Genomic DNA, 16,717 nt, shown 5'->3' on the forward strand with positions numbered 1-16,717 from the left:
CAGCAGTGAAGGGATGAAAAACATGATAAAACCTGTGGCTTTCTGGCAGCGTGCGTTGGTCTACTTTATCTGCTGGACATTCAATATTCAGCCGTTGCTGGCCAATGTGATTGTGGACAACAGCCAGCACAATACCTCGGTGAACCGTGCCGGGAACGGTGTTGAAGTGGTCAATATCGCCACACCCAACGCCAATGGTTTATCCCATAACCAGTACCAACAGTTTAATGTTGACCCGTCAGGCTTAATTCTCAACAACTCGACCGCGCAGGTGGCTCAGTCACAACTGGGCGGCTACTTGCAAAATAACCCCAACCTGCATGGTCAGGCCGCAACGGTGATCCTCAACGAAGTAACGGGAGCGAGCCGCAGTCAGTTACAGGGTTATACCGAAGTCTTCGGTCAGGGTGCTCCGGTGATCCTGACCAACCCGTACGGGATTACCTGTAATGGCTGTGGTTTTATCAACACGCCGCGAGTGACCTTATCGACCGGTAACCCATTGATCGAAAATGGCAATGTCACCGGGTTTGATGTGTCTCAGGGCAGTGTCAGCATTGAAGGGCTCGGGCTTGATGCCACGCATCAGAGCTATTTTGACATCATCACCCGCACCGCGCAGCTCAATGCCGACATTCATGCCAATGACCTCAGCATCGTGACGGGGAAAAACCGGGTCAGTTATCAGAGTAATCAAGTCACGGCCACCACTGCCGACGATAAAGAAGCCGCCCCGGAGCTGGCGATTGACTCTTCCAATTTAGGCGGCATGTATGCCGGGCGGATTGCCTTGGTGGCAACCGATGCCGGAGTGGGAGTCAATGTCGGTAACCTGTCAGCGAGTCAGGGTGACATCCGCATCAGCGCAGACGGACAGATCACACTGGGTAAATCCAGTGCCCAGAACAACCTGACGGTCAGCAGTCAGTCCGATGTGACTCTCAAGGGAAGTCAGTATGCGGGACAGACGGCTTCGCTATCAGGACAGAGTATCCATGCCGATAGCAATACGCTTGCTGCCGGTCAAAACGTCTCACTGACTGCCACCGATACGGTGAGACTCAACCAGAGTCTGGTTGAAGCCGGTGTGGATGCTGACGGCAAGCAACAGGCGGGCGGGGTTGTCGATGTGCAGGCGAATGACCTGACCCTGAACGCCGGTAACCTGATTGCCGGTCAGCAACTGACGACAGCAGTGGACAATATCACCGCAGACCAAGACAGCCTGATCTACGGTCAGGAGATGGCGCTCAATCAGCTCAGCAAACTCGATAACAGCGGTACGGTTGCGGCCAAAGATCAACTGAGCGTAAAGGGGACAGACGCGAGTTTGGTCGGTCATGGCAATATGACCGCCTCAGATATCACGATGGATAGTGACCGTCTGACTCTGGATACCCATATTACCGCTCAAACACTGGCTGTACAGGCGAGCCAGAATCTGACCACCGGTGAGCAGAGTGAGGTGAGCGCCACCGATAAACTGACGGTGACGGCCGGGACGCTCAACCAGCAAGGTCAGCTGACAACCCGCGGAGACATGGATATCAATGCTGCGGATGCAATCTTAAAAGGGGACGTGACCGGACAAGATATACAGGTAAAAGCACAACACCTGACTCAGGAAAGCGGCACGTTACAAGCAGGACAGACGCTGCATATCACCGGTGATACGGTGACGCTGTCGGGTGCCAGTGCCGGTAAAACCAGTGTCGGGATTGATGCCGGGCAATTGACTCTGAACGGGACACTCCAGTCAGGCGGCGATGTCCGTCTGACCGTTGTCAACGACATGCAGACCGGTGAGCAAAGTCAGTTGGTCACGCAAGGCTCATTACAGGCGACGGTCGGGACGCTGACTCAGTGTGGCAAGATGCAGTCCGGTGAGGATGTCACGTTAACGGGACACACGCTCAAGAACGAAGGGCTCGTTTCAGCAGTCGGTAATACTCATCTGACGGCACAGGCACAATTGACCAACCGTGGCACCGTGACATCCGGGCAGCAGCTCACCACGAATGCCGGTGCGGTGACCAACAGCGGTGAGTTGTCGGCTCAGCAGAAGGTTGTCATGACTGTTGCCGGTCAACTGGATAATCAAACCAACGGTCTGATCTCCGGACAGGTGACCACCGTACATGCAGGTTCGGTGAACAATACCGGGCAGTTACAGTCGCTGACAGATTTAGGATTGACCGCAGATGCGCTGAATAATAGCGGGACACTCGCGGCACTCAGTGATGCCACGTTGAATGTTACCAATGATTTAACCAATCGCGGCACGGTCTCGGCAGGGAATGATGTCCGTTTACTGACGGATAACCTGACCAACAGCGGTCAAGTGATTGCCAGCGATAATTTGTTGATTGCCAAAGATCTCAATCAGACCCGGAACACGTCATTGAATAATACCGGTGGGAGTCTGGATGCCGGATCCGGCAGTCTGACGATCGCAACCCAAGGCGATCTACAGGTCAGTGCCGGTCAGCACCTCTTTGCCGGAAAAAACCTCACCATCACTGCCGCAACACTGGACAATAGTGGGGAAATCGCTGCTCAGGACAATACCCGTCTGACACTGGACGGCGTCACAACCGCCCAGTCTGTCCTGACCAATCAAACGGATGGGCTGATTTCCGGTCAGACTACAAGTATTGACGCACAGTCGGTTGCTAACCTCGGGCAACTTCAGGCACTGGAAAATTTAGGACTGACGGCAACATCGTTGGCGAACAGTGGCACGTTAACCGCGCTGAATACCATGTTGGCCGTCCACGATCATCTCTTAAATACGGGAACCGTCTCCGCTGTCGAGCATATCAACCTGTTGGCTAATCAGGTGGACAATCAGGGCTGGGTCTCTGCCGGTACTCATCTGCTGATTGCCGCCGATCAGGACAAAAAGCGCAGTGAGAGCCTGAATAATGCCGGTCGGTTTGAAACCCGCGATGGCGATATTGAGATTGTTACCGACACCGTGACCCAACAATCAAGCGGTCATATGATTGCCGGACATGATCTCCGGCTCGATGGCAATCAACTGGACAATCGCGGGGAACTGGCGGCAACCGGTAAGGCCGATCTCCTGCTACATCAGCAACTGTTGAATCAGCAGTCCGGTCTCATTTCCGGTCAGGTGACGACGATTACGGCTCAGTCGGTGAATAACCAAGGACAGCTTCAGTCTCTGAGCGATCTCGGGCTAACCGCTGAGTCTTTCGGTAACAGTGGGGTACTGGCCGCGCTGGATAATACTTCGCTTCATATTAGCCACGATCTGACCAGCAGCGGTTCGATTCTCGCGGGTCATCAGATCGTATTGAATGCTGAGCAGCTTGATAACCGGGGACGTGTCTCGGCCGGAGATGCTGCGATTGTAACAACGAATCAATCGGCAACCGGACAAGATGACAGTCTGATCGTGACCGCAGATACGTTGACCAACAGCGGTGAACTACTGGCACGAGGTCGCAACCAACTGACTCTGAATATGCAGCTGACCAACCAAACGGATGGTTTGATTTCCGGTCAAACCACCACCGTTAACACGCAGTCAGTGACCAATCACGGTCAGCTTCAGTCCCTGACCACTCTCGGTTTAACCGCAGATGCACTGGAGAACAGCGGCACACTGGCTGCACTCAGCGATATGACGCTGAATGTAGCACACCAACTGAGCAACAGCGGAGCGGTGTCAGCTGACCATGATGTCAGTCTGCTGACTGATAATCTGACCAATACCGGCAAGATGTTTGCCGGCAATAACCTGCTGATCGCCAAAGATAGCGAGCAGACTCGCACCACCACGTTCAACAATATCGACGGTAGTCTTACAGCGAAAGCGGGTCATCTTACGATTGCAACCCATGATGATGTGGTTGTCAGTACCGGGCAGCATCTGATCGCCGGACAGAATGTAACTCTGCAAGCCAGCAGCCTGACCAATGACGGAGAAGTATCTGCACAAGGCAAGACCGCGCTGACACTCGACAACACCCTAACCAACCACGGCTTAGTCTCCGGTCAGCAGACGACGCTTGCAGCACAATTGGTCACCAATACCGGCCAGCTTCAGTCCCTGACCGATCTCGGTTTAACCGCAGATGCATTGGATAACAGCGGCACACTGGCCGCATTCAATCATGCTGATCTGACGGTTGCGGATAGATTGCTCAACCGTGGGGCGGTTCTCGCAGGGAACAACATCCACCTGAATGCCGCGAGGATGGAGAACCAAGGCCGTGTTTCGGCAGGTGATCAGGCCATGATGACACCGGAGCAGCGAGCCGCCGGGCAGACCGATGTCAGCCTGAGCGTGACCGCAGATACGCTGACCAACAGCGGTGAACTGTTGGCTCAAGGCAGCAATCAACTGACGATCAACGCACAGTTGACCAACCTAACGGGTGGCTTGATTTCCGGTCAAACCACCACCGTCAATGCCCCTGCGGTGACCAATGCCGGACAGCTTCAGTCCCTGACCGATCTCGGCTTGACGACCGATGCACTAGATAACAGCGGCACACTGGCGGCACTCAGTGATATGACGCTGAATGTGGCGCACCAACTGAGTAACAGTGGTGCCATTTCAGCCAGTCATGATGTCAGTCTGCTGAGCGATAATCTGACCAATTCTGGGAAGGTGTTTGCCGGGAATAATCTGCTGATCGCCAAAGATACTGAGAAAACTCGCACCACCACGTTCAACAATACCGACGGCAGCCTCACGGCAAAAGCCGGGCAGCTCACCATTGCGACCCATGGTGATGTGGTTGTCAGTCGCGGGCAGCATCTGACTGCCGGACAGGATCTGATCCTGCAAGCCAACAGCCTGACCAATAACGGGGAAGTGGCTGCGCAAGGCAATACTTTGCTGACACTGGACAATGCCCTGATCAACCACGGTTTAGTCTCCGGTCAGCAGACGATGATTACAGCGCAGTCCGTGACCAATACCGATCAGCTTCAGTCCTTGAGCGATCTCGGCTTAACCGCGGATGCACTGGATAATAGCGGCACACTGGCGGCACTCAGCGATATGACGCTGAATGTAGCGCACCAGCTGAGCAACAGCGGTGCTGTTTCCGCCAATCATGATGTCAGCCTGTTGACCGACAACCTGACCAACACCGGGAAGGTGTTTGCCGGCAAGAACCTGCTGGTTGCCAAAGATAGCGGTCAGACTCGCACCGCCACATTCAACAATACCGACGGCAGCCTCACAGCGAAAGCGGGTCATCTTACGATTGCGACCCATGGTGATGTAGTTGTCAGTCACGGGCAGCATCTGATCGCCGGGCAGAATGTAACTCTGCAAGCCAACAGCCTGACCAATAACGGCGAAGTGGCTGCGCAAGGCAAGACCTCGCTGACACTGGACAACGCCCTGACCAACCACGGTTTAGTCTCCGGTCAGCAGACGACACTCGTAGCGCAGTCAGTCACCAACACCGGCCAACTTCAGTCCCTGACTGATCTCGGCTTAAACGCTGATACATTGGCGAACAGTGGCACACTGGCGGCACTCAGCGATATGACGCTGAATGTAGCACACCAGCTGAGCAACAGCGGTACTGTGTCAGCCAACCATGATGTCAGCCTGTTGACCGACAACCTGACCAACACCGGGAAGGTGTTTGCCGGTAATAACCTGCTGGTCGCCAAAGATACCGGTCTGACTCGCACCGCCACGTTCAACAATACCGGCGGCAGCCTCACGGCGAAAGCCGGGCAGCTCACCATTGCGACCCATGGTGATGTGATGGTCAGTAGCGGGCAGCATCTGAGCGCCGGACAGGATCTGATCCTGCAAGCCAGCAGCCTGACCAATGACGGGGAAGTGGCTGCGCAAGGCAATACCTTGCTGACACTGGACAATGCCCTGACTAACCACGGTTTAGTCTCCGGTCAGCAGACGACACTTGCAGCGCAGTCGGTCACCAACACCGGTCAGCTTCAGTCCCTGACGGATCTCGGTTTAACCGCAGATGCACTGGATAACAGCGGCACACTGGCGGCACTCAGCGATATGACGCTGAATGTGGCGCACCAACTGAGCAACAGCGGTGCTGTTTCCGCCAATCATGATGTCAGCCTGTTGACCGACAACCTGACCAATGCTGGGAAGGTGTTTGCCGGCAAGAACCTGCTGATCGCCAAAGATACCGAACAGACTCGCACCACCACGTTCAACAATACTGACGGTAGTCTTACAGCGAAAGCCGGTCATCTTACGATTGCGACCCATGATAATGTGGTTGTCAGTACCGGGCAGCATTTGACTGCCGGGCAGGATCTGTCCCTGCAAGCCAACAGCCTGACCAATGACGGGGAAGTGGCTGCGCAAGGCAATACCTCGCTGGCACTCGACAACGCCCTGACTAACCACAATTTAGTCTCAGGCCAGAAAACGACGCTCATAGCGCAGTCGGTTACTAATACTGGCCAGCTTCAGTCCTTAAGTGCTCTCGGTTTAACGGCAGATGCATTGACAAACAGCGGCACACTGGCGGCACTCAGCGATATGACGCTGAATGTAGCGCACCAACTGAGCAACAGCGGTGCTGTTTCCGCCAATCATGATGTCAGCCTGTTGACCGACAACCTGACCAACACCGGGAAGGTGTTTGCCGGCAAGAACCTGCTGATCGCCAAAGATACTGAGAAAACTCGCACCACCACGTTCAACAATACCGACGGCAGCCTCACAGCGAAAGCCGGGCTGCTCACCATTGCAACCCATGGTGATGTGGTTGTCAGTCGCGGGCAGCATCTGATCGCCGGACAGGATGTGACCCTGCAAGCCAACAGCCTGACCAATAACGGGAAAGTGTCTGCGCAAGGCAATACCTCGCTGGCACTCGACAACGCCCTGACTAACCACAATTTAGTCTCAGGCCAGAAAACGACGCTCATAGCGCAGTCGGTTACTAATACTGGCCAGCTTCAGTCCTTAAGTGCTCTCGGTTTAACGGCAGATGCATTGACAAACAGCGGCACACTGGCCGCACTCAGCGATATGACGCTGAATGTAGCGTACCAGCTGAGTAATAGCGGTACTGTCTCAGCCAACCATGATGTCAGCCTGTTGACCGACAATCTGACCAACGCTGGTCAGGTGTTTGCCGGCAATAACCTGCTGATCGCCAAAGATACCGGTCAGACTCGTACCGCCACGTTCAACAATACCGACGGCAGTCTCACGGCAAAAGCCGGGCAGCTCACCATTGCGACCCATGGTGATGTGGTTGTCAGTAGCGGGCAGCATCTGATCGCCGGGCAGAATGTAACTCTGCAAGCCAACAGCCTGACCAATGACGGCGAAGTGTCTGCGCAAGGCAAGACTACGCTGACACTCGACAATGCCCTGACCAACCACGGTTTAGTCTCCGGTCAGCAGACGATGATTACAGCGCAGTCTGTGAACAATACCGGTCAGATGCAGGCGCTCACTGATTTGGGATTGAACGCTGATGTGTTGGCAAACTCAGGGACTCTGGTTGCCGGGAACAATGCAGTGTTCAATATCATTCACACGCTGACCAGTAACGGCAATATTTCGGCTGGTAATAATGCCAGTCTGTTGGCCGATCAGGTGAATAACCAGAATAAAATTTATGCCAGAAACAGTGTGCTGATCGCCAAAGACAGTGCGCAAACCCGAAGCAGCTCACTGACCAACAGCGGTCAGATTGATGCCAAACACGGCAGTATTTCGATTGCGACTCACGGTGATTTGACGGTTGGTGCCGGGCAGCATCTCTCTGCCGGGAAAGACCTGACTCTTGTGGCAGACGCACTGACCAATGACGGCGAACTGTCTTCACAAGGCATAACCACTATCGGCGTTGACGGGACACTCACCAATCATACCGCCGGGATTATTTCCGGTCAGAATACCGTGCTGCGTGCCGGAGCGACCACCAATCAGGGGCAGTTGCAGGCACTCAATGATTTGAACCTGACCACCGGCTCTCTGACCAACAGCGGTTCATTGGTTGCGCTGCATGATATGACGCTCAATGCGACGGGGCATGTCGATAACCAGAGCCTGCTCTATGCTGGGCATGACAGCAATCTGTTCTCTGATACCTTGACCAACTACAGCGATATTGTGGTGGGTAACGATCTGCTGATTGCCAGAGATGGCAATAAAACCCGCAGCCGTAACCTGACGAATAGTTCAGGAAGCATCGAGTCACTGGGCGGGAATATTGGTATTTACGCTGATAGTGTGCTGAATAAGCGGACCGTGTTGGATATTGTTAATCAACAATCGGTTAGTCTTCTTCCTTGGACAAGAATAGAAGCCCGAAACGAAAATTATATTGAAATTTCTAAGGGGCATAAGTATTACCCTGAATATGAAATGTATGAGCATTGTTCTGGTAGCGGTAGAAATAGCTCTGGTAGTGGATGTCATACAGTATTCAAAGTCAAGAGTGGAAAACGATTTTCTGTAAAAGCATTTCATTTTGGTCAAGATCTAAAGAGTGCAAGCAAAGAATCTCGAATTACCGCTGTTTCTAATATAGAAATTCATGCAGATAATATAAAAAATGACGCAAGTTTGATATCTGGCCAGAATGTATCACTTGCCTCAAGAATATTAAGAAATCAAGGCTACAATATACAAAGCTATGATACTTATTTTGACTATAAAGTGACCGGATGTGCTAATCATCGTGAATGTTTCTTTATTGTGGAGAAAAAGCATAATACTCCAACAGAGCCTTTGAGGATTATTCAGTCTTCGATTATAGCTACCAATAATGTCTTTATTAATGTTCAGAACAAGTTTGATAACTCTGTTATTCGATCTCGTACGGCTGGCACGCAACCAACCCAGTCAGCCCGTACTGCCCGTGCTACACAAGGGCCGTCAGGGACACAAGCCGACGTACACGTAACCCAAAATATACCGGATGCAGATCAGGGGATCGCGTCTACACAAAACGTATCTGATTCCGCGCAGCCACTGCAAACCACACAAGGGGGCGGAACCGCTGAGGGCGTACAGGTGACTCAAGGGCCATCAGATACATCTGGCACCATCCAATCACCGTCACTCCAAACAGCACAAGGGGGCGGAACCGCTCAGGGGGTACTGGCGACTCAGGAACCGTCTGAGACATCGGGCACAGTACAAGCGCAGTCAGCGACAACACACAGCATCGAGCTGACCTCGCAGGGCAGTGGATCGGGCGCGGCCGTTCAGGCCGGGCAGACGCCGGCCGGTTCAGGTTTGGCAGCGCAGTCGGCACCGAATCTAACCTCGGTCGCCCGGACAGCCCCTCAAGGAAAACCGACTACGACGGTACCTCTCAGTAACAGCAGCACTGTCACGGCACCGACGGTCAACTTACCCAATCAGAATCGCATTCCGTTCCCCGACTATCGGTTGCCGACCAGTCCGCATGGCTTGTTTGTTTTTTCTGAAGGGCCGCAAAGCGATTATCTGATTGCCACCAATCCTGCGGTGACCAATCTGAATGATTTCCTCGGTTCGGATTATTTCAAAGACCAGTTAAATTACGATCCGGAGCGGAAGGAGAAGTTCCTCGGTGATGCGTATTACGATACCAGAACTATCTCGCAGGAAATTTTTGAGCAGACCGGTAAACGCTATCTGAATGAGGATATCGGCAGCGATCTCGCGCAGATGAAGCAGCTGATTGATTCGGCAGCACAGGAAAAAACTGCCTTAAACCTGAAAAATGGCGTGGCGTTAACCGATGAGCAAATTGCCCGTTTGAGTCACGACATCATTTGGTATGAACCGATTGAAGTGAATGGTCAGACGGTGATGGCACCGAAACTGTACCTGTCTTCTGCCTCGCAAGACAATATTTCAAACGGTGCATTGCTTGCCGGCCGCAACGTCAATGTCACAACGGGTGACTTCGCCAATAGCGGTGCGGTGGCCGCCCGGGAAGATTTGAGTATTGCCAGCCGCAATGGGATCAGCAACACCCACGGCACGCTCAGTGCCAATGATGATCTGGCGCTGATCGCCACCGGGGATATTGTCAACCGGAGTGGGGTGATTTCAGGGGGGAGTGTCCAGCTCAAAACGACTTCCGGTAACGTGGTCAACGAGACTCTCGTCAATAAAACGGATTATGGTAATGGTTTTGTCCACACCGAGGTGGGCCCGGAGAGTTTAATTCAATCCCGGACAACATTAGGAATTTCTGCTGGTAAAGATATTGTCAGCCAAGGGGCAACGATTCGGGCGGGTGAAGGGACCGTTCTGCTTGCCGGTGGCGATGTGACTTTTGGTGCGGTTGAGCGTGAAACCCAACAGTCATTTCTTGGTGGGACTCGTCAGGTCATCAAAGACATTGTTCATTTAGGCTCAACGGTGAGTTCCGGCGGAGATTTAACCATTCAGGCTGGTAACAACTTACATGCCACCGCTTCCGATCTCTCGGCGCAGGGCACTCTGATATTGGCCGCAGGTCATGATATTACGTTGGATACCGCAGTTGATACGGCTTACCGTTACAGTGACGGCGGCGGGCATACGCGTCAACTGAGCACCACGACCAACCAAGGCAGCAACCTGTCGGGTCGTGATGTCTTGCTGCAATCCGGCAACGATACCACACTGGTTAATGCCGGGATTCAGGCATCCGGCAATGTTGCCCTGAATGCCAAAGGCGATGTCAATATTCTGGCCGCTAACGACAGCCGCTATGAATACAGTAAATCAACCCACAAAAAATCGTTCGGCCGTTCGAAAACTACCATTCATGAAAGCCTGAAAGAAACCGTCCGTGGTAGCTCGATTGCAGCCGGTGGTGACATCACCATCAAGGCGCAAAAGTATAGCAACGCCAAGTTAGCCAATGGGCATAGCGATATTCAGGTGGTCGGCTCAAACCTCAATGCCGGTGATGCAATCAACCTCAGCGCTGACGGGGATGTGATTCTGTCAGCGCAGCAGTACCGCGAGTATCAATACAACCAGACCATCAAAAAAGGCTTTGGCGGCCTGAGTGGCAGTAACCGCGGTAATCTGGACGACGCGACGTTGCTCGAAGGTGCCAATACCATCGCGGCCAGCCATATCAATATCAACTCCGGCAAAAATATTGGAGTGATTGCCAGTACCGTCAGTGCCGGTGGTGATGTCAATATGCAGGCGCTGGATGAAGTGCTGGTAACCGCAGATAACATCCTGCGCCAAACTCAGCAGTGGGATGAAAAGAGCAGCTTCCTCAGTGGCGGACATCTGATGGAGATGTCATCAGACCGCGAAGGAATGCAAAGCAGTACCGCGCAGGGCAGCCAAATTGCCTCACACGGCAATGTCAACATTCAGGGCGGCAGTGTGGCACTGGTCGGCTCTGATGTGGTGGCCGGTGAAAACACGGTGCTCAAAGCCGATACCGGTCATCTGGATATCCGCTCGGCACAAAACAGCCTCCGCAAAACGTCACAGCACAAGCAAGTGAGCGTGGATTTTCCGACGTTTGAGCTGTTAAGCCAGCCTGAATCAGCACTGCAAATTACCGACGGTCAAGTACGCTTCCGCATTGGTAAAGCGACGTATGATCAGGTGGAGAATCAGACGACTGCCACGACGCAGACAGGTTCAACGGTTCTCGCCAACAATGATGTTTCACTCAGTGCCGCCGGCGATCTGACGGTGACGGGCAGCCGGATCGCGGCAGACCAAGATGGCAGCGGTGCGGGCGATTTGAGTCTGGCGGCAGAGAATATCCTGATTCAGGAAGCCAAAGAGACCGAGCAGACGCAGAGTCAGGAAGTTCACGGTAAAGCTGAAGCGAGTCTGGTGGTTCAGCACCAAGCCGTGGAAGTGGCAAAAGCCGTGAAAGGATTGCAACAGGCAACCCAAGCCCTGAAGCAGGCCAAGCAGGATTATCAACAGTACAAAAAACAACTGGCGTCACTGAAAGGTACGCTGGAGACGCTGCAAGCAGACTATGCAGCGAAAAAGCCGGGCGTCACGTTTGAGGATATCGAGGAGTTACAAGACCTGGTCTCAGACCTCAAGGGGGATGAAGCGTGGTATGCCGCTGGCATTGCGCTGGCTGCGGAGAATGTCACCTCAAAAACCACGTTGTTGGCAAAACAAAGTGATGCTGCGGTAAACAGTATCACTTCCGGTGCGTTTGGTTTTGATGCCGGGCTACATCTGGATATTGATGCCGATAAACAAAACAGTCAGTCACAGCGGGTGACGTCGGTCGGCTCCCAATTGTCGGGGCAGAACGTCACCATTGAGGCGGGCCATCAAACCGGCCAGTCAGCGACGGTTCAGGGCTCAGTCATTCATGCGGATGACACCCTTGCTGTGAGTGGCAATCAGGTAAACCTGCTGGCGTCGGATGAGCAAAGCAGCAACACCAATGGCAGCGAGTCCGCGCATGTCGGTGCTTCGGTGACGTTATTCGGGGCGAACAGCGGGGTCAATCTCGATGCCAGCTATAGCCGTAATGAAAGCGTCTCCCAAAGCCAGACTCATACCAACAGTGTGCTGAGTGCCGATCATATCCGAATCACCTCAGACGGGGATACTGATGTGAACGGTGCCGACGTTGCGGCGAATGAGCAACTGGATATGTCCGTTGGCGGTGACCTGAATGTGGCTTCGGTACAGAACCGTTACAGCAGCACCAACCACGGTGGCTCTGTCAGTGGCGGGGTGGGTCTCTCCGGTGGGGATGTCGGCAAAGGTGGTGCTGTGAGCGGTTTTGATCATGCCGGGAACTTACAGGGCGTGAATAGCGGTGTGAACCTCTCAAACGGGCGTTCACATAGCCGGGAAACCATGCTGACCCGTATCACTTCCAGTGGTGATGCTAATATCACCGTGGGTGGCAATACCGATATCAAAGGTGCGACGATTGCGACGGTTAACGAAGACGGCAGCGACGCTGGTCGGCTTCACTTCGAAACCGGCACGCTGAGTTATACCGACCTGAGTAACACGCGTGATACCAGCAGCCGCAATGCAGGTGTCAGCTCGAGTGTCAGTATCGGCCCGGATAAGGATGGTGCGACTCAAATAGATGCGTCCCGTAATTCATCGAGATATCAGTACACCAATCAAAGTGGTTATCACAAGAGTAAAACGCTGGCGACGGTCGGACAGGGCGTGCTGCGTATCGAGGACACACGCAACAGTGATGATACCGAGCGTCTGAACCGGGATGTCACCAGCACGACTAAAGACCTGTACTCAGTGGATCGTCAGCAGGGCAACTTTGATGTCACGGTGGACCACCGATTGCTGAGTGAGACCGGGTGGAAGGAGATTGCTGAGGATATACAAAGAAACAAACTGGCAGGAAAATCTCTGGTTGATATCGCACTGGAAGATTCGGTTAGCCTAAGTAATGCACTTGAGCATGTTGACGTTGTGCAGAAAGAGCTGGATGTTGAGATGTTGGTTGCCAGCCGTAATGGTAAATCTACAGTCAGTCTGAACAATCTGAATACGGCAACGGCAGCCCAGAAACAGCAGGCCATTAATGATTACGCGGTGGCGTACGCACAGGTCTTCGGTATCAGTATAGAAAGTGCACTTGTGATTGCAGTCGATAAATCGATGGGTGGTGGGCATTACATGGGGCAAAACGGCAGCAATATCGTGATTAACGATGCAGCTATGAAAAATGCTCAGGCTTATATGCGAACTCTAGCCCATGAGGTGACACATGGGTTGACTGCACAGGGTGCCGTCTCTGACAAAGGAAGCTCGGCACTGAATGAGGAATATTCCGATCTGATTGGTGGCTATGCTGAGGATAACTTTGCTTTTGCGCTGGAGCATGCCGGGTTGGGTGACCTGAATACGGGAGATGTGAACAACCATATTGGCAATGGTACGGTTCTGACACAGAACAACTGGAATACCATTAAAGATGTTCCGGTGAGTCAGTTAGATTTTGAGATTGTCAGAGATGGCGGCTACAAAAATTTCTCTCAGTTAGTGCAGTCCGAGCCTCGCTTGAATGAGATGACATTAGGGCAGATGAATGCATTGCTTGATAATGTCACTTATCTGATGACTTACGGTGATGGTGTTGCCAACTCACCAGCAGCGGCTTCTGAGAAAATGGCTTATGTCCTTGAGAAGCTGAAACAGCAGGGAACGGATCCGAAAGTGATTCAATTCCTGAAAGATAATACATCCAGAATGTCAGATATCATTGGTCCAGATCGTGAACAATATCATGCGTTAGGGAGAGCATTGATCAATGTCACGACAATGGGCGTGGCAGATATGATTCGGGATCCGTCAACCAGTGAACGAGTGCGGGCAATTCAGGCAGTCTGGGATAATGCATTTACAGCGGCGGGAGTCCCTTCAGCTGGAATCGGGCTTGCAAGTTTAGGAGCGGATATCGCCCAGTTGTTGGGTAAGAAAGGCGTCGCACTATTAAGCAAAGATGAGTTTATTGCCACGGCAAAAGCTTGGGATGTGGATATCACTCAAGCGTCGAAGCAAGAAATGGATGGGTTGTATCAGGAGTATGCGCAGGCGAGTGGTAAGCTGGATAGTACCGTTGGTGATAGTAAACCTGTGCCGAAGTCTTTGGGAGGTAATGGGTCGTCGGTTGTTGAAGGTGAGTTTGATGGGCAGTTGAGTGCTCAAGGGGCCATAGGGAAAACAGAGCAAGCTATAAATCTACAGCGAGGTGTGAAAGGTGACTGGAATAAGATGGCTCACAATCCAGAGCCGAATTCACATTATCAATTTGAAAATGGTTATAGTTATAAAACTGATTCCGATGGACGAGTGAATTCGGTGGAAGCAGATCTCCAGTTAGATCCTTGGGATCGTAATACTTACCAGCAAAAAGTTTCAGGTCGAGAGTGCCGGAGCCCTGATGATTGCGGTGGACATTTGATTGCCTCAATGTTTGGTGGCCCCGGCGAAGGTATTAATTTGGTACCTATGAATGGAAAATTAAACGGTTCTGGTGGCGAGTGGTACAAACTTGAAACACAATGGCGTAATATTCTTGGCAAAGGAGGCTCTGTGAAAGTGAAGATAGAGCCTAAGTACTCAGGTAGTAGTAAGAGACCAGAAGCCTTTGAAGTTAGCTATTCGGTTAATAATGATGATGAAATTATCCGTACACTGCAAAATACTCCTACAGGTGAATAATGACAGACGACCAAAAAATATATGCAGAAATAGGTAAATCTCTTTGGAATATAATGCCAGATATGGCTTGTGAGATTTATTTTTATGGTGATATATTCCCTAAATCAAAGGGTTGCACAATAAATTTCAAGCTAAAGCAAGATGGCTCAATCTCTGGATTTAAGTTTGGAGAGACCCCGAAAGATGTTACGCGATTCATTCTTAGTAAGGCTGAACTATTACAAAAAACTGAACCGTATAGAAAAGAACCTTGGACACATTTTAAAGCGACATTGACAGAAGCTGGTAAATTTAAGATGGACTTTGCGTATATACCAGAAGATGATTCTTGGCCCGGATTGTTTATGAAACGGGTTAGTGAATTGAGTTTAGAAGAAGCAGAAGAAAAATATATACCAGAGGAAGAGTGGAAGAAATGCGTCGATAAATATGGCTCTTGAGATACTGCTGATTCTTCGAAACTGTAAAAGATTCTCTGTGTCACGCCCATTTCCACAAACCCAGATAGGGCAGCGCCCACCAAGCTGGAACCATCAGGTTCCAGCCCCTTCACCCAACCCTCTCTAAACAAACCCGTTCCACCAATCCTTTCAACCGCTGCACTTCTTTTTCCAGATATGCCAATTCTTCCACGGTGATCTCATAATGCTCCGAGTAGCGGGCTTCAATATACGCCCGTTGCAGGCGGCGGAAGCAGCGGCGGTGGAATTTGTTGTCGAGCGGGAAAATGGTTGCAAATTCAGCATCGATTTGGGCGCATAGTTTCCCCAGTTTTTCGATATTATGGGATTTAGGTAAATAATTGGTGCAGGTCAGTAGCGTGCAGGCGAATAAATGTTCACTTGCTTGATGGAGTAAAAACGCAGCTTTTTTCAACCAATGGTTTTGCATCGTTACTTGGTGTAAAGCAATAAACTGAATTGCACTTTCAAACCACTGTTCATAATGCTTACGGGCAATTTTCTGCTTTTCTGCTTCGGTTAGATCCCCCGGCTCTGCCAGCGGTTTTGGGGTGGCAGCAAACAGCTCAATCCCTTCTTCGCGGATATCTTTGAAGAAATAATGCCCCTGTTGTAGCCGCTCGTTGACTTCCTGCAAATCATGGACAATCAATCCCAGCGGTGCCGAAGTAACTTTACGGTCGATCTGCTCTTTGGCACGTTGCCAGACGACATCTTCTTCAACCAGTGCGGCTTTATTCACAATCACCAGAATATCGTAATCGCTGATATAGCCATTGACCGGATCGTTGACCCAAGAGCCTTTGGCATGGCTGCCGAACAGGATGATTTTCACAATCCGAAACTCACTTTTACTCGCTGTTTTGCCCTGAAGATAGTCTTCCAGCGTATCGCGCAGAATGGTCGATATGGTAGCAAGCTCCTGCTGTTTGGATTCAGGCAAATGGTCGAGAGATGTTTTCATAAAGCGATATTCGGTCGGTGTGGATTGAATGGCTCATAGGATAAAAGAAGCGAGCGGCAAAAAACACTGTTTGTCATGGTTTTAGTGGTGTTGCCGGGGGAAATGCGACGGGGTTCGGTTTTATTGGTTTGTCTTGTTCTAGCCTCT

General features: G+C 51.8%; 3 protein-coding genes. 2 read left to right on the top strand and 1 reads right to left on the bottom strand.

Annotation, left to right across the window (positions count from 1 at the left end; translation table 11 throughout):
* The first annotated feature begins 22 nt into the window (after positions 1-22).
* Positions 23-15,145 carry a two-partner secretion domain-containing protein gene (locus VRK_RS04965; protein ID WP_059120358.1) on the top strand — a complete coding sequence of 5,041 codons (15,123 nt, stop codon included), beginning with the start codon at positions 23-25 and terminating at the stop codon, positions 15,143-15,145.
* Positions 15,145-15,585, top strand: coding sequence for an immunity protein YezG family protein (locus VRK_RS04970; protein ID WP_059120359.1), 441 nt, complete (start codon positions 15,145-15,147; stop codon positions 15,583-15,585). The genes VRK_RS04965 and VRK_RS04970 overlap by 1 nt, the downstream gene beginning before the upstream one ends.
* A 109-nt stretch (positions 15,586-15,694) precedes the next feature.
* Here VRK_RS04970 and VRK_RS04975 read toward each other — a convergent pair whose 3' ends face one another.
* The gene (locus VRK_RS04975) at positions 15,695-16,570 is read right to left on the bottom strand and encodes a HEPN domain-containing protein (protein ID WP_059120360.1); all 876 of its coding nucleotides are present in this window, start codon (positions 16,568-16,570) and stop codon (positions 15,695-15,697) included.
* Positions 16,571-16,717 lie beyond the last annotated feature (147 nt).

Origin of the sequence: Vibrio sp. MEBiC08052, assembly GCF_001506075.1 — a bacterium.
Classification (GTDB): domain Bacteria; phylum Pseudomonadota; class Gammaproteobacteria; order Enterobacterales; family Vibrionaceae; genus Vibrio.

What these genes read in the sequence shown, in the direction of transcription:
- VRK_RS04970 (WP_059120359.1), top strand. Translation starts at nt 15,145, where the DNA reads ATGACAGACGACCAAAAAATATATGCAGAAATAGGTAAATCTCTTTGG.
- VRK_RS04975 (WP_059120360.1), bottom strand. Translation starts at nt 16,570, where the DNA reads ATGAAAACATCTCTCGACCATTTGCCTGAATCCAAACAGCAGGAGCTT.
- VRK_RS04965 (WP_059120358.1), top strand. Translation starts at nt 23, where the DNA reads ATGATAAAACCTGTGGCTTTCTGGCAGCGTGCGTTGGTCTACTTTATC.